This is a genomic window from Streptomyces sp. NPDC107471, assembly GCF_055582845.1.
Genome location: NZ_JBVJPC010000001.1, coordinates 470,901 through 486,216, shown reverse-complemented (window position 1 = coordinate 486,216; position 15,316 = coordinate 470,901). Strand labels below are relative to the sequence as shown.

Genomic DNA, 15,316 nt, shown 5'->3' with positions numbered 1-15,316 from the left:
CATCTCCCCACACCGCGCGTGTGCTGCCACGGGCGAGGGATTCACTCGCCTGGTCTACACAGCATGACATGGGGTGCTGACAATCCGTCACGGAGTTGTGGGAAGTAACCGGGTTACCCGATCAGCGGGACAGTCCGGTCAGCTCAGTGATGAGGTCAATTTCGTCGATGGCGGAGCCCGCCTTGCCGAACTGATCGGCCTGCCGGTTGCCCTTCCGGGGTGTGCCGGCGGGCCGGACTTCCTTGACAACCCACCCGGCCTTCGCCTCTCTCACGGAGGCCAGCAGCATTTGCTCCGGGTCGGTGCGGGCCGAGGGCAGAGCACCAAAGCGGATCGCAAGACGGGCGCCCTGATGACAGCGGCTGGCGGTTGCGGCCCACACCTCGGCCAGGGCCTGGATGAAGGCTTCCTGGTTCGGCTGGCGGGCGATCTGGCCGTGCGTCCCGTAGGGAACCTCGGGGGGACCTCCAAGGAACCATGAGCGCAACCACTGGTCGGCCACATAGGTACGCATGCCGTAGTACGGGGGCGAGGTAACAACCAGGTCGAACTTCTGCCGCAGGCCGCTGAGAGTCTCGACGGAGTCGCCGAGGTAGACCCGGCCACCCCGAGCGAGTGGGGCCGCGTTCAGTAGCCGCTTGGCTCGTCGCTCTATGACCTCCAGAGCCGGAACACGCACCGGCTCCATGTCACGCTTCTTCCAGAACTTCACCGCGTATGCCGGCTTGGAGGCGTACGTGCGCGGCATCTGGTTCGACAGATACGACGGAAGGTTCTTGTTACGCGGGCCGTGCAAGATGCCCAGCAGGACCGCCCGCAGCATGGCAGCTGTTGGCGTGGTCATCCCCAGTAGGGCCTCACGCAGCGCCACCAGCTCGCGAAGCGTCTCGCGTTCGAAGCACCACTGCCAGAACTCGCCCTCGGGCATCTTGTCTCGCGTACTGCCGTCGAGGATCTGCCGTGCGAGACGAACCACAGCACCGGGTGTGACCTGGACGAGTTTGGCCTCGGCGATGGCTGCGGCCACTGGGTTGATGTCGATGCCTACCGATGGCAGCCCGGCCAGACGTGCGGCATACAGGGTCGTTCCCCGCCCGCAGAACGGGTCCAGTACACGAGTGGCATGGGGACGTGCGGCAAGCTGCTCGAGAGGGAAGTCCAGCGGAAACATCGTGTAGTACGGGCAGACGGCGTTCAGCCGGAGCACATCTTCAGGCCGACTGGGGGAAGGGGCCGCTGCGGTCACCGTCATGGGGTGTAACTATACAGGTATAGTTACACCCCATGACGCGAAGGAGGCTTGATCCAGCCGCCCAACGCCGCGGGCAGGAGCTCGCCTCCCGCCTTACGCAGGCCCGTCGCACCTCCGGACGCTCAGCCGAGGCTGTCGCCCGCAGTGCGGGGATCTCCGTCGAGACCGTACGCAGCATTGAAAAGGGCCGCACGTTTACGCCGGAATTTTTCACCGTCGCCGCCCTGGCCGTAGAGCTAGGGCTGTCCCTCGACGAGCTGTACGCCGGCATCCGTCGCCCCACCCACAGTGATCTTCATTCGCCGAGTGACCCTAGCGCCGACTCCTCCAGACCGGCTGATCTACCTCCTGGCGCCTGAAATCTCCAATCACCCCGACCACCATCACGCCCCTGATGGGTCTGCCTCGACCGTGTGAATCTCGACGGTGACTCCGCCCCCAGGCATAGCATGTCCCACCAGCGCCTGATCCAGTTCATCAAAACTGGCCCCGCACCCTCGGAGGAAGGCAGAGATCAGGCGCCGAGAGCGTCCAAAACCATCCCGTTGCAGACCGAGACGTCCAACAACCGAGGCATCGATATACCTTTGATGCGTCAGCCGCTCAAAGATGAAGATGTCCATTTGGCGAGGAAGAACACGCGCGACTGGCGCATCACTTTTCAATCTCCAGCAGAGTTCCGCCAGGGAAGCTGCATAATCGGGAGGCTCGGGAAGGAAAGCGCCGATCGCCTCGGTGCGAATCTCAGCGGCAACTTTCGCTGCGGACAGGATACCGGCGACGAATTTATCGACCGAGTCTGAGATCTTCCGCATCTGGTGCATCGGGACGGCGCCCTCTGCGAGCCTTTCCGAAACGAGAGCGTCCCAGTCGCTTCTGTTGAGCGTGACGGCCGTCGACGAGGCCGCAACCAACTTCAGGGTGAGGATACTGACGGCTTCCGATGCCAGCCACCTGACTGCCCGAGCCTCTGCGTCGTGGAGCCGAGGGGTCCAGTACTTGCTGATTCCTTGGAGTAGATCGATCAATTGCTTGATCGCCAGGAAATGGTCAAGAAAGAGGACTTCGCCGCGCAGGAACCAGAACGCTCGCTCCAGGTCAGCCACACTCTTACAGGTTTCCCGGACCTCTTTTTCCAGACGCAGTGCGCCTACGCCATGGGAGCCGAGATCTGCCATCTCGCCAACGGCGTTGGCTTCCCTGCGCTCGAAATCCTGGACGCTCTGGGCCGAGACGTCCAGGCTTCGGCCCAGGTCGCGGATGCGGCTGGTGATGCCTTTGGCCATCGTTAGTTCCGCCCCATCGGCACCGACGAGTTCACACAGCCCACGGAGCCATACGAGCCTATCCAGCGGCTTTTCCGTGCTCTTGCCGGTCCCGGATTTTACTTCACCGATGTGTTTGATCAGGGAGAGGTGGGGGCTGAAGTCGAATGCGAAGAGATCCAGATCTGTGACAAGGATCGGTTCTTGGAAGTAGCGCTGGAGGTTGACGCCATATCGGGCATAGAACCCTTCCCAGAACCAGAGTTGAGCAACCCGGGCTTCTAGCTGTTCACCGAGTGGAGGTGACTTCGGGGTGGGACTCCCTCTACCGCCCGAACGGGCTCTCGTGCCTGACTGCACGCTGGGCTTCCTTCCTCAGTTCGAGAATTGCGGCTGTCGTGATCTCATCGCTGGCTGCGTCGTCGGGCATCATGGACCGGTCTTCTTCCGGTGTCATGAACGAGCCGGGGATGTTTCCCATCTTCAGTGAAGAAGATCCGCCGCCGGGAATATTCCCGACGCTTGCCTCAAGCCAGTCGAGGCCATCCCGAACGATTTCCTCCTTGATCAATTTCAGGAAGGCTCTTCCATTGGGAAGCTGCTCGACTCGTACGACTCCAGCGGACTCCAGCAGATGGTAGTCCGTCCCGATATTGGTGGCCGGACCGACGGATCCGGAGTTCAGAAGCCTTGAGACGAGGACGACTGGATCGCTGATCCTACCCAAGCCGGCTTGGGCCTTTTCCTGCCCGAAGAGGATATGAGCGAGGAACAGCTTGCGCAGGTGCAGCGCCTCTGTCGTCGTCGACTGATCATCCGAGGTTTGAACCAGTGGGGAGAAGACATAGGTCTGTGACAGAGGCTGACCGTGGGCATTTGATTTCACAGTTGCGGCCTGGATCAGGCCGACCTTGCGGGCACTCCGAATGATGGCCGGGTTGCCCCCCATGACATCCAGAGTGGAGCCAGGGCGGGCGGTTGCTTTCTCGCAGATGGCGAGCAGGGCATCCCGTTCGTTCGGAGGGAGGGTCTGGAGGAAGGATGCGATCTGGACCTGTCCGGTTCCCCAGACATTCGGGTTGAAGATGACATCTTCGTTCAGATCGCTGGAAAAGACCCGGCGATTAACCGAAGTTGCGAGAGAATAGCCCAGTCCCTTCGCGGCCGCGCCGTCACTGATCCCTCGCTTGACGATCTGATCAAGATGCTGGGTCTTGGTGAGTGGGGCCCAAGAAGCGATCTCGATGCTATGAAGGAGCGCAAGCTCGTTCTCGGAAGGACCCAGTTTCCCCAAGACCTTGAATGCCTGCTGGATAACGGTTCCCGAAACTCCGATGAACTCTTCGACATGTGCAATGGTGCCGTCGGAGGCCAGTGAGTAGTCGATAACGTCTGCTTGTTTGAGGACCGGGAGGATCTGCGGGACCAGATCCATGTCGGCAATTCCGGCCTGCCTGGCAAATTGCCGAATTAGATCAGGATTGGATACGTTGCTGAATCCGTGAAGGCGCGATGCGAAATCCATGGCCTGACCGGCACGAAGCAGTGTTGCAATATCGGCCCGGACGACGTTGTTCGTCACCATCGGCGCCTGCTGCAGAAGAAAAATGACGGCTCTTCCAAGTCGACGCTCGGCGGCGTCGGAACCGTCCTGGCCAGTCCCCACCATGGCACCTGTCCCTAGATCACCAATGTGACTTGTCATCATAAACCCATGACCTGTTGCGCTTGGTTACTTCTGGAGCCCCGTCGATGAGGCCAGGCGGACGAGCTTCCTAGAGGTGAGCCCCATCCATCCAAAAGTCCCGGCCCAGAACATCCGGGCCGGGACCTGTAGTTGGTCGCCGCTCAGCGCAATGCCCGCGCAGAACAGCTATTTCAGGACGTCACCGGTCACCGCTGTAGCAGCCATGGCCGGTGGTGAGTGGCCCCGTCACGTGCTCGCCTGCGATGTCCAGTCAGGCGCGCCCACATGAGGAGTGCTGCCGCGAAGACAGCGATGAAACCCACACCGGCAGTCGAGACGACCATGCCGGACGAGGAGATGTCAGTCACCAAGATCCCCGTGATCGCGAAGGCCGCGAAGAACAGGCCGCCCACTAGGACTGCGATCCGGTGGGATCCGCCCGCGCGCGGGAGGGCAGCTGGCGCCGGGTCGTCTTCGTCGTCAGCTGCGTTTTCGTCGTACAGGTAGATGTCGCTGTCATCGTCGGTGTCGGCCTCAGCCCGCGCTGCAATGCTGTCCATGTACGTAGCCCACTGACTTGTAGTGGGCGGCTGTCCCTCGGCGCCGTTCGCGCGAGCGGGCTCGCGCAGCAGCTCGATGAGGGCGTCGTGAGCATTAGATGCCACGTTCGCCATCCTTTCCCTTGTCATTTTCCTTTCCGATCGCCACCGGCATCTTCGACGGTGACGCTGCAGAGGTTTCCAAGCCTCTGCGAGTCTCTGGAGGCGGGCCCCCTCTAAGGGCCACGGAGTTCAGGGCCTAGGAGCTCCGTGGCCAAGGGAGGCGGCCCGTCTCAGAGGAGGTGGTTGAGCTCGTCCGGCGGTAGGGACCGCAGTCGCTCCTCGGCCCGGGCCAGTCGAGCCGAGACAGTGCCCCGATCGATGCGCAGGTTGTTGGCGATCTCGGTGCGCCCCATGTGATCGCGATGAGTCATGAGCCATACCTGTCGCTCACGCGCATCGGGGAGGTGGCGCTCAAGGAAGGACTCGATGGCCTCCTTGAGAGCGACCTGGTCCATGGCGCACGGAGCAGGGTCAAGTAGGTCCAGGCTCTCGACGTCCCCCGGGCGCTCATGGTTCTGGGGGTTCTTCTTGTGGAAGTCCAGGCGGATCCACTTGTAGCAGTGGATCAGGAACGGCCATGGCCTGCCGTGCCGGAGGGGCACCCCCTTCATCCTGGCCTTGAAGTACTTGACCTGGGTCTCCACCCTGAGCTCATGGACGTCGTGTTCGTCGTATCCATCGCTGGCGATACGTCGCCCCAGGGGGACGTGTGTCTCCGCGAGCTCAGCACTCACCTCCTCGCGGGTGGGCACCTGCAAGGCCACGTCCGCATCCGCGGGCTCGTCGGCCTCGGAGGGGGTCGCCTGGGCCGGGATGATCGCCTTGCCGGACGATGCCTCCGGATTCCCGTCGGTAGACGCTTCCGAACTCGCGTCCTCAGATCCGGAGGTCTCCGTGACCGGCAGAGCGACTCCCTTGGGGGGCGACGTGTCACCCATCCCGCGCTCGCTGGGTCCTGTCATTGGTTTTGGCTCTTCTCTGTGCGGCGGTGGCCCTGTTACAGGGGGAGTCGGGCGCCATGAGCCAGATGCGGGGGATTCTCAGAAACTTTTTTTGGAGGGCGTGTGTCGTGTGGCGGTCGGCCGGCGACAGCAGGGAGGCCTTCAGCCCGACGAGCGGCTGAAGGCCTCCCTGGGCGATCAGGTCACTACTTGGAGTTCAACATCTTCCAAGCGAGCGTTGCCACCGCGACGCCTGCGCTGATGGCGACCCCCAGTGCCGGGTTGCCGAGCGCGACGAGAGTCACAACCACGAACACCAGTGCGACCAGAAGGATGATCGCGACCTTGCGCTTCTTGCTCATTCGGACTCCACGTCTCAGATGGTCTTTAACGAGAGCGGGAGGAGGTTTGCTCACGCTTCGCGGCTCCCCAACTGCTCTCTTGTAGGTGTGAGTCGCTGGTGTCTGTCGATCGGGGGGAAACGGGCAGCAGTTGTCCCCCGGCTCCTGTCGGGCACCGATTCCATTGCCGACACGTCCGTCAGCTGGTTCTCATCAACACGCTGAACTTGACAGGGAAGACGTGGGCCAGGGGGACGCGATGGTGCTGGCGGCGGGTGAGGGAGCGGGTGTGGTCGTGGACGCCGGCCCCGATCCCGGACTCGTGGACGGCTGTCTGCGCACACTCGGCATCACCAGGGTGCCGCTCGTGGTGCTGACCCACTTCCACGCCGACCATGTGGCGGGGCTGGCCGGGGTGTTGCGGGGGCGGTCGGTGGGGGCGATCGAGACGACGGGACTGGAGGAGCCGGTCGACCAGGCCGAGTCGGTACGGCGGGAGGCCGCTGCCCGGCGCATTCCGGTGACGCGTGCCGTGGCCGGGGAGGAACGGCGTACGGGGGCCCTGACCTGGGAGGTGCTGTGGCCGCCGGCGGATCCGGCGGCGGTCGCGACGGACGGGCCCAACGACGCCAGCGTCACGATGCTCGTCCGCACCGCCGGGCTGCGCTTCCTCCTGCTCGGGGATCTCGAACCGCCCGCCCAGCAGGAGCTGTTGAGATCGCCGGCGGGTGCGCGGCTGGCCGGGGTGGACGTGCTGAAGGTCGCTCACCACGGTTCGGCGTACCAGGATCCGGAGCTGATACGCCGGGCCGCCCCGCGGCTCGCGCTCATCTCCGTCGGTGCCGACAACACGTACGGCCACCCGGCACCGGCCACGGTCGCCGCGCTGCGGGCCGGGGGCGCGGTCGTGCTGCGGACGGACCGGGACGGGGCACTGGCGGTCGCCGGGACGGGCGGCGAGGGCGGAGACGGAAGCGGCGGGGGCAGGGGCGGTGGGGATCTGTGGGTGGCGCGAGACTGGGGGCATGAAGCCCACACAGGTTGACGCGTATCTCCGCCGGCTGGGAGTCCAGCATCCGGCGTGGCCCACCGTGGAGGTCCTGCGCGAGCTGCATCTGCGCCATCTGCAGACCGTGCCCTTCGAGAACCTGTCGGTCCACCTCGGCGAGGAGATCGTGCTGGAGGAGGAGCGGCTGGTGGAGAAGGTGGTGGGGGCCCGCAGGGGAGGGTTCTGTTACGAGCTGAACGGGGCGTTCGGGGCGTTGCTGGCCGCGCTCGGCTTCGACGTCACGCTGCTCGCGGGCCGGGTGTACGGGGAGGAGGGGCGGCTCGGGATCCCGTACGACCATCTCGCGCTGCGGGTGCGTTCGGTGGACGGGGGCGAGTGGCTGGCCGATGTCGGGTTCGGGGCGCACAGCCACTATCCGCTGGCCTTCGGGGCCCGGGGCGAGCAGGAGGATCCCGGGGGCGCCTTCCGGATCGTGGAGGCGGGGCCCGACGCGGCGGGGGTGCGGGGCGGGGACGGTTCGGTGACGAAGGGAGGGGGTGACGCCGTGGACCTGGACGTCGTCGTGGGCGGCAGGAGTCAGTACCGGCTGGAGGTGCGGCCCCGGGTGCTCGGTGACTTCGCGGCTGGGGCCTGGTGGCACAGCACCTCGCCGGCCTCGCACTTCACCCAGTCCCTGGTGTGTTCGAGGGTGACGGAGGACGGCGGGCGGATCACGCTCAGCGGACGGGTCCTCAAGACGACGGCCGCCGACGGGGCGCGGGAGGAACGGGAGTTGGACACGGACGAGGAGGTGCTGGGGGTGTACCGGGAGAGGTTCGGTGTCGAGCTCGACCGGGTGCCGACGGTACGAGACGGCGGCCGTAACGGCTGATCCGGTCCGGAGTGCGGGGCGGGGTCCGGGCCAGGTCCCGAGTCGGGGTCCGGTGCGGGGAGGGGGCACCGTGCGCGGCACGGAGTGTCCGGACGGGAAAATGGTGCCGTGAGCGATGTGAGACACGTACTGGTGCTGCCTGATCGGGATGCCGCGGAGGAGGTCGTCGAGGCGCTCTCGGAGCGGTTCGGGGTGAACGAGGAGCCGCAGCTCGTGCGGGACGCGCTGGCGGGGGAGGACGACGCCGAGGACGCGCAGTGGCTGGTGGTGCTGCGGGACGAGGCGGGGCGGTTGGACGCCGGGGAGCTGGAGGAGTTCGTGGCGGAGTGGGACGGGTGGCGCGAGGAGCCGTGACGCTCCTCGCGGACGACCGACGACCGACGACCGGCGAGGGCGGAGGGAGGGACGGCGGGACCGCGTGACCAGTCTCGTCGGCGCCCGTGGTCACGACGCTGTCAGTGCCCCGTGCCATGCTGTACGCGATGGCCAAGAAGACTGCTCATGACGACCTCCTCGCCTCCGTGACCCTTGCCGTGGGACAGGAGGAATTGCTGCTCGACCGGGCCGTGCAGGAGGTGGTCGCCGCCGCTCGGGCCGCTGACGCGGACACGGACGTGCGGGACCTGACCTCGGACCAGTTGCAGCCGGGGACGCTCGCGGAGCTGACCAGCCCGTCGTTGTTCGCGGAGCGCAAGGTCGTGGTCGTGCGCAACGCGCAGGACCTGTCCGCCGACACCGTCAAGGACGTGAAGGGGTATCTCGGGGCGCCTGCCGAGGAGATCACCCTGGTGCTGCTGCACGCGGGGGGAGCGAAGGGCAAGGCGCTGCTCGACGCCGCCCGGAAGGCGGGGGCGCGAGAGGTCGCCTGCCCGAAGATGACCAAGCCGGCGGACCGGCTGGCGTTCGTGCGGCAGGAGTTCCGGGCGACCGGGCGGTCCGCCACGCCCGAGGCGTGCCAGGCGCTGGTCGACGCGATCGGGAGCGATCTGCGGGAGCTGGCGTCGGCCGTGTCCCAGTTGGTCGCCGACGTCGAGGGGACGATCGACGAGGCCGTCGTGGGGCGGTACTACACCGGGCGGGCCGAGGCCTCCAGCTTCACCGTCGCGGACCGGGCCGTGGAGGGGCGGGCCGCGGAGGCCTTGGAGGCGTTGCGGTGGTCGCTGGCGACGGGGGTCGCGCCGGTGATGATCACCAGCGCGCTGGCGCAGGGCGTGCGGGCGATCGGGAAGCTGTCGTCGGCTCGGGGCGGGCGGCCCGCTGATCTGGCCCGTGAGCTGGGGATGCCGCCGTGGAAGATCGATCGGGTGCGCCAGCAGATGCGGGGATGGACGCCGGACGGGGTCGCCTTCGCGTTGCGGGCGGTGGCCGAGGCGGACGCGGGGGTGAAGGGCGGCGGGGACGATCCCGAGTACGCCCTGGAGAAGGCCGTGGTGGCGATCGCCCGGGCGGCCCGGTCCCGGGGGCGGAGCTAGGAGCGCCGTCTGGCTGGACCCTGCCCGGGGCCCCGAGGAGAATCGGACACGTCAGCCGAACATCGCCGGACAACGGAGAGGTGGCGGTCGTCATGGCTGAGCATCCGCACGCAGTGCTCGTCCGCAAGGGGTTCGAGGCGTTCACCCACGGGGATCTCGACACGCTGCGGGAACTGATCGCGAAGGACGCGACGCATCACATACCCGGTAGTCACCCGCTCTCCGGGGACTTCAAGGGGCAGGACGCGATCATCGACATGTACCAGCGGCTCGGCCAGGAGACCCAGGGGTCGATGCGGCTCGAGATGCTGGGGATCGCCGTCGACGGGCGGGGGCACGCCGTCGGGATGTGCCGGGTCACCGCCGAGCGCAAGGGCCGTCGCCTGGACGACACCGGATGCATCGTCTTCCGGATCGTGGGGGACAAGGTCACCGATCTCGACGAGTGCGTCGAGGACATCGACAAGAGCAACGAGTTCTGGGCGGACTGAGACCCGCCGGCTGAAGCATCAGGACGAAGACCCGCCGACTGAAGCAGCAAGACGAGGACCCCGGACCCCCGCCCTGGGGAAGGGCAAGGGTTCCGGGGTCCTCGGTTCCAAGCTGGTCGGAGTCACGCCCGCGTGGCGAACGCAGGCCGCGCGTGGCTCCTGGGTGCCGGTCGGGAGCGGATGAGAGAGGGCCCGCTCTGGGTCCTTCCGGCGGTTCGGCCCCGTGACCCGGGACCGGTCAGATCAGAGAAAGTCAGGCTTAGAGGCCCGCGACCTTCGAAGCAAGCGCCGACTTCTTGTTGGCGGCCTGGTTCTTGTGGATGACGCCCTTGGAGACGGCCTTGTCGAGCGCACGCGCAGCAGCGCGCTGGTACTCGGTGGCCTTCTCGGCGTCACCCGCGGCAGCGGCCTCGCGGGCCTTGCGGATCGCGGTCTTCAGGGAGGACTTGACGGCCTTGTTGCGCAGCCGGGCCTTCTCGTTGGTCTTGATCCGCTTGATCTGGGACTTGATGTTCGCCACGAATGAGCCTCTACAGGTTCAGGCACGGGGCCAGGGGAATTCCGGATAGGGAGGTCCCCGGTCCGCACCGGGTGATTTCTTGAAGGTGTGCCTCGCGCTGAGAGGGCATGAGACACAGCCACCCAGGCTACCAGCGGCCCCGCGAGTGGCCCAAACCGGTCGCCGGTCCCCGCCCGTGGGACCATGGAGGCTACGTATCGATCCGACCCGAGACCGCAGACACTGCGGACGCCTCAAGAATCAGGACCCTGCGTGCCCGCGATCCCCAGCCACGTGCCCGAGCCGAGCCGTACCGACCCGGCTCTGATCCGCAACTTCTGCATCATCGCGCACATCGACCACGGCAAGTCCACGCTCGCCGACCGGATGCTCCAGCTCACCGGCGTGGTCGAGCAGCGCCAGATGCGTGCTCAGTACCTCGACCGCATGGACATCGAGCGTGAGCGCGGAATCACGATCAAGTCGCAGGCGGTGCGTCTGCCGTGGGCACCCACCGGCGACAAGAGCAACACGCACATCCTCAACATGATCGACACCCCGGGGCACGTCGACTTCACCTACGAGGTCTCGCGGTCGCTCGCCGCGTGCGAGGGCACCGTCCTCCTCGTGGACGCCGCCCAGGGCATCGAGGCCCAGACTCTCGCCAACCTGTACCTGGCGATGGAGAACGACCTCACGATCATCCCGGTGCTGAACAAGATCGACCTGCCGGCCGCGCAGCCCGAGAAGTTCGCCGAGGAGCTCGCGAACCTCGTCGGCTGCGACCCGTCCGACGTCCTCAAGGTCTCCGCCAAGACCGGGCTCGGCGTCGACGCGCTCCTCGACCGGGTCGTCAAGGAGGTCCCGGCCCCGGTCGGGGTCGCCGACGCCCCCGCCCGCGCGATGATCTTTGACTCGGTCTACGACTCCTACCGCGGTGTCGTGACGTACGTGCGTGTGATCGACGGCCAGCTCAACAAGCGCGAGCGCATCAAGATGATGTCGACCGGCGCCACCCACGAGCTGCTGGAGATCGGCACCAACTCGCCCGAGATGCTGAGCGCCGACGGCCTCGGCGTCGGTGAGGTGGGCTACCTCATCACCGGTGTGAAGGACGTCCGCCAGTCGAAGGTCGGTGACACCGTCACCAGCCAGCAGAAGGGGGCCACGGAGGCGCTCGGCGGGTACAAGGACCCGAAGCCGATGGTCTTCTCGGGCCTGTATCCGCTGGACGGCTCCGACTACCCCGAGCTGCGCGAGGCCCTCGACAAGCTCCAGCTCAACGACGCCGCGCTCGTCTACGAGCCGGAGACCTCCGCCGCGCTCGGCTTCGGTTTCCGCGTCGGCTTCCTCGGCCTGCTCCACCTCGACGTGATCCGCGAGCGCCTGGAGCGCGAGTTCGGGCTCGACCTGATCGCGACCGCGCCGAACGTGGTCTACCGGGTCGTGATGGAGGACGGCACCGAGCACATCGTCACCAACCCGAGCGAGTTCCCCGAGGGCAAGATCAACGAGGTGTACGAGCCCGTCGTACGCGCCACGATCCTCGCCCCGACCGAGTTCATCGGCTCGATCATGGAGCTGTGCCAGACCCGGCGCGGCACCCTGCTCGGCATGGACTACCTGTCCGAGGACCGGGTCGAGATCCGCTACACGCTGCCGCTCGCGGAGATCGTCTTCGACTTCTTCGACCAGTTGAAGTCGAAGACGCGCGGGTACGCCTCGCTGGACTACGAGCCCACCGGCGAGCAGACGTCCTCCCTGGTCAAGGTGGACATCCTGCTGCACGGCGACAAGGTGGACGCCTTCTCCGCGATCACCCACAAGGACGCGGCCTACGCCTACGGTGTGCGGCTCGTCGCCAAGCTGCGCGAGCTCATCCCGCGCCAGGCCTTCGAGGTGCCCATCCAGGCCGCCATCGGCTCCCGGGTCATCGCCCGCGAGACCATCCGCGCCATCCGCAAGGACGTCCTCGCCAAGTGCTACGGCGGTGACATCTCCCGTAAGCGGAAGCTGCTCGAGAAGCAGAAGGAAGGCAAGAAGCGGATGAAGATGGTGGGTTCCGTGGAGGTTCCGCAGGAGGCCTTCATCGCGGTGCTCTCCAGCGATGACAGCGCGGGATCGGGCAAGGGCAAGAAGTAACCGCGGGTTACAGCCGGTTACCTGTTGAATCGGATGGAATGGGGCTCGTCGTGCGAAAGTGCGACGGGCCCCTACGCGTGCGTAACGTCGCGCTCTGTAGGAAGTGACAGGCCGCCGCCCCTTACGAACGGGTCGGTCGCGCTTTACTCTGATCTCTGCTCGATAGTTACTCGCGAGTTAAACAACAGCCGCAAACCTGAGAGCCAGCCGCACTGTCGCGGGCCCGGAGGATGTCGTGAGCGACACACAGACACTGATCGAGAACCGCCCGCCGAGTGTGGCGACCCTCTTCCTGGAGCGCGTTGCGAGCACACCGGACGCCGAGGCGTACCGCTACCCGGTACCGGCTGCCTCCGGGCAGGGACCGGACGAGTGGAAGTCGCTGAGCTGGGCGCAGGCCGCGGAGCGGGTGCACGCCATCGCGGCCGGGCTGATCGAGCTGGGGGTGCAGCCCGAGCAGCGGGTCGCCCTCGCCTCCTCGACCCGACTGGACTGGATCCTCGCGGACCTCGGCATCATGTGCGCCGGTGCCGCCACGACCACGGTCTATCCGCAGACCAACGCCGACGAGTCGGCGTTCATCCTCTCCGACTCCGAGAGCCGGGTGCTGATCGCGGAGGATGCGGCCCAGCTCGCCAAGGCGGTCGAGAAGCGCGGTGAGCTGCCCGAGCTGACGAACGTCGTGGTGATCGACCCGGCCGGCGTCGAGACCAGCGACTTCGTGCTCACCCTCGCCGAGCTGGAGGCGCGTGGCGCCGCCCGCCTGGAGAAGGACCCCGAGCTGATCAGGGAGCGGGTCGGCGCGATCACCCGGGACCAGCTCGCGACGCTCATCTACACCTCCGGCACCACCGGCCGTCCCAAGGGCGTACGGCTGCCGCACGACAACTGGGCGTACATGGCGAAGGCGATCGCCGCGACCGGGCTGGTCGGCCCCGACGACGTGCAGTACCTGTGGCTGCCGCTGGCGCACGTCTTCGGCAAGGTGCTCACCTCCGGGCAGATCGAGGTCGGCCACGTCACCGCCGTCGACGGCCGCGTCGACAAGATCATCGAGAATCTGCCGGTCGTGCAGCCGACGTACATGGCGGCCGTCCCGCGCATCTTCGAGAAGGTCTACAACGGGGTCGCGGCGAAGGCCCGGGCGGGCGGCGGCGCCAAGTACAAGATCTTCCAGTGGGCCGCCGAGGTGGGCCGCGAGTACGCCAAGGCCACCCAGGACAACTTCCGGCGCACCGGGGTCGCCTCCGCGCCCTTCGGCCTGAGTGCCAAGCACAAGGTGGCCGACACGCTGGTCTTCGCGAAGATCCGGGAGGCGTTCGGCGGGAACCTGCGGGCCTGTGTCTCCGGCTCCGCCGCGCTCGCGCCCGAGATCGGCTACTTCTTCGCCGGCGCCGGCATCCACATCCTGGAGGGCTACGGCCTGACCGAGTCCTCCGCGGCCTCCTTCGTGAACCCCGGCGAGGCGTACCGCACGGGCACGGTCGGCAAGCCGCTGCCCGGCACGGAGGTCCGTATCGCGGACGACGGGGAGATCCTGCTGCGGGGCCCCGGGATCATGGAGGGCTACCACGGGCTGCCCGAGAAGACCGCCGAGGTCCTGGAGGCCGACGGGTGGTTCCACACCGGTGACATCGGTGAGCTCTCGCCCGACGGCTACCTGCGGATCACCGACCGCAAGAAGGACCTGATCAAGACCTCGGGCGGCAAGTACATCGCGCCCGCCGAGGTCGAGGGGCAGTTCAAGGCGGTGTGCCCGTACGTGTCGAACATCCTGGTGCACGGCGCCGACCGCAACTTCTGCACGGCGCTGATCGCGCTGGACGAGGTCTCGATCCTGGACTGGGCCAAGGAGAACGGCCTCGAAGGGAAGTCGTACGCGGAGGTCGTCGCCGCGCCCGCCACCGTGTCCATGGTGGAGGGGTACGTGAAGCAGCTCAACGAGGGGCTTCAGCGGTGGCAGACGATCAAGAAGTTCCGGTTGCTGCCGCGGGATCTCGACGTGGAGCACGGTGAGATCACGCCGAGCCTGAAGTTGAAGCGGCCGGTTGTGGAGCGGGAGTACAAGGCGCTGATCGAGGAGATGTACGCGGGGTCTCGGGAGGCGTAGGGGGTGGCTGGGGGGCGTGTGCGGCCGGCGGTGCGTTGTGGCTGGTCGCACAGTTCCCCGCGCCCCTTAAAAGAACAAACTCACCGCTTCTCCAGGAGGTGCCGGAGTTCCTTCACCCGGATGCGCTGGGACTCCGTCAACTCGTCCTCCAGCGCTGCCAGTTGCCTGCCGACCTCCTTGTAGTCAGCACGTTGTCGTGCCAGCAGGCGCTCCAACTGCTGGTTCTTCCTGTGCAGTTCCAGGAACACGCTCACCTTCGCGCGTAGCACCCACGGGTCGAACGGCTTCGTCAGATAGTCCGCCGCGCCCGTCGCGTAGCCGCGGAAGGCGTAGCCCGAGTCGTCGTCCGTGCCCGTCAGGAAGATGATCGGGACGTCCTTCGTCTGGTCCAGGCGTTTGATGTTGGCCGCCGTCTCGAAGCCGTCCATGCCGGGCATGCGGACGTCCAGGAGCACCAGCGCGAAGCGGCGGCGGAGCAGGGCCTTCATCGCCTCCTCGCCCGAACGGGCGCGGATCAGCGGTTCGTTGAGGGACCCCAGGACCGCCTCCAGTGCGATCAGGTTGTCCTCCATGTCGTCGACCAGGAGGATGCCGGCACTCTCGTCGGTCCTCGCCTCAGCGTTCATGTGACTGC

Annotated in this window: 15 protein-coding genes and 1 pseudogene; 8 read left to right on the top strand and 8 right to left on the bottom strand. The window is 66.5% G+C overall.

Going from position 1 to position 15,316, the window contains the following annotated elements; all coding sequences use genetic code 11:
- Positions 1 to 121 precede the first annotated feature (121 nt).
- Positions 122 to 1,252 (bottom strand): site-specific DNA-methyltransferase, encoded by a 1,131-nt coding sequence (locus ACZ66S_RS02175; protein WP_469899019.1) that lies wholly within the window; start codon positions 1,250 to 1,252, stop codon positions 122 to 124.
- Positions 1,253 to 1,284: 32 nt separating this feature from the next.
- Here ACZ66S_RS02175 and ACZ66S_RS02170 point away from each other — a divergent pair, with 32 nt between their 5' ends.
- Positions 1,285 to 1,611 (top strand): helix-turn-helix domain-containing protein, encoded by a 327-nt coding sequence (locus ACZ66S_RS02170; RefSeq protein ID WP_469899018.1) that lies wholly within the window; start codon positions 1,285 to 1,287, stop codon positions 1,609 to 1,611.
- A 24-nt stretch (positions 1,612 to 1,635) separates the two neighbouring features.
- Here the strand turns inward: ACZ66S_RS02170 and ACZ66S_RS02165 are convergent, their stop codons facing one another.
- The 5 genes from ACZ66S_RS02165 to ACZ66S_RS02145 form a co-directional block, all read right to left on the bottom strand.
- Positions 1,636 to 2,877 (bottom strand): hypothetical protein, encoded by a 1,242-nt coding sequence (locus ACZ66S_RS02165; RefSeq protein ID WP_469899017.1) that lies wholly within the window; start codon positions 2,875 to 2,877, stop codon positions 1,636 to 1,638.
- A complete protein-coding gene (locus ACZ66S_RS02160) occupies positions 2,843 to 4,186 on the bottom strand; it encodes a hypothetical protein (protein WP_469899015.1) in 1,344 nt (447 codons plus the stop codon). The genes ACZ66S_RS02165 and ACZ66S_RS02160 overlap by 35 nt, the downstream gene beginning before the upstream one ends.
- Positions 4,187 to 4,410: 224 nt before the next feature.
- Entirely contained in the window at positions 4,411 to 4,764 is a 354-nt protein-coding gene (locus ACZ66S_RS02155; RefSeq protein ID WP_469899014.1) for a hypothetical protein, read from the bottom strand.
- Between the two features lie 272 nt (positions 4,765 to 5,036).
- On the bottom strand, positions 5,037 to 5,768 hold the full coding sequence (locus ACZ66S_RS02150; RefSeq protein WP_469899013.1) for a sigma-70 family RNA polymerase sigma factor: 732 nt from the start codon (positions 5,766 to 5,768) through the stop codon (positions 5,037 to 5,039).
- A gap of 185 nt (positions 5,769 to 5,953) precedes the next feature.
- On the bottom strand, positions 5,954 to 6,109 hold the full coding sequence (locus ACZ66S_RS02145; protein ID WP_469899012.1) for a hypothetical protein: 156 nt from the start codon (positions 6,107 to 6,109) through the stop codon (positions 5,954 to 5,956).
- Positions 6,110 to 6,326: 217 nt separating this feature from the next.
- Between ACZ66S_RS02145 and ACZ66S_RS02140 the strand changes: the two are divergent.
- The 5 genes and pseudogenes from ACZ66S_RS02140 to ACZ66S_RS02120 all read left to right on the top strand — a co-directional run.
- Positions 6,327 to 7,133 (top strand): annotated as a pseudogene (locus ACZ66S_RS02140) (ComEC/Rec2 family competence protein); the annotation flags it as partial.
- Positions 7,114 to 7,968 (top strand): arylamine N-acetyltransferase family protein, encoded by an 855-nt coding sequence (locus ACZ66S_RS02135; protein WP_469899011.1) that lies wholly within the window; start codon positions 7,114 to 7,116, stop codon positions 7,966 to 7,968. The pseudogene ACZ66S_RS02140 and the gene ACZ66S_RS02135, both read left to right, overlap by 20 nt.
- 108 nt (positions 7,969 to 8,076) lie before the next feature.
- A complete protein-coding gene (locus tag ACZ66S_RS02130; RefSeq protein WP_469899010.1) occupies positions 8,077 to 8,322 on the top strand; it encodes a hypothetical protein in 246 nt (81 codons plus the stop codon).
- Between the two features lie 128 nt (positions 8,323 to 8,450).
- Positions 8,451 to 9,440, top strand: coding sequence for a DNA polymerase III subunit delta (holA, locus tag ACZ66S_RS02125; RefSeq protein WP_469899009.1), 990 nt, complete (start codon positions 8,451 to 8,453; stop codon positions 9,438 to 9,440).
- A gap of 92 nt (positions 9,441 to 9,532) precedes the next feature.
- Complete coding sequence (locus tag ACZ66S_RS02120) at positions 9,533 to 9,931, top strand: nuclear transport factor 2 family protein (RefSeq protein WP_469899008.1); 399 nt, start codon at positions 9,533 to 9,535, stop codon at positions 9,929 to 9,931.
- 259 nt (positions 9,932 to 10,190) lie between these two features.
- On the opposite strand, the gene rpsT is transcribed toward ACZ66S_RS02120, so the two are convergent.
- Positions 10,191 to 10,451: a 30S ribosomal protein S20 gene (rpsT, locus tag ACZ66S_RS02115; protein ID WP_037716979.1), complete on the bottom strand. Its 261-nt coding sequence runs from the start codon at positions 10,449 to 10,451 to the stop codon at positions 10,191 to 10,193.
- A gap of 252 nt (positions 10,452 to 10,703) precedes the next feature.
- Here rpsT and lepA point away from each other — a divergent pair, with 252 nt between their 5' ends.
- Both lepA and ACZ66S_RS02105 read left to right on the top strand, forming a co-directional pair.
- Positions 10,704 to 12,572: a translation elongation factor 4 gene (lepA, locus tag ACZ66S_RS02110; protein WP_469899007.1), complete on the top strand. Its 1,869-nt coding sequence runs from the start codon at positions 10,704 to 10,706 to the stop codon at positions 12,570 to 12,572.
- Positions 12,573 to 12,807: 235 nt separating this feature from the next.
- A complete protein-coding gene (locus ACZ66S_RS02105; protein ID WP_469899006.1) occupies positions 12,808 to 14,682 on the top strand; it encodes an AMP-dependent synthetase/ligase in 1,875 nt (624 codons plus the stop codon).
- Between the two features lie 80 nt (positions 14,683 to 14,762).
- Here ACZ66S_RS02105 and ACZ66S_RS02100 read toward each other — a convergent pair whose 3' ends face one another.
- Positions 14,763 to 15,308: a response regulator gene (locus tag ACZ66S_RS02100; RefSeq protein ID WP_469899005.1), complete on the bottom strand. Its 546-nt coding sequence runs from the start codon at positions 15,306 to 15,308 to the stop codon at positions 14,763 to 14,765.
- Positions 15,309 to 15,316: the final 8 nt, after the last annotated feature.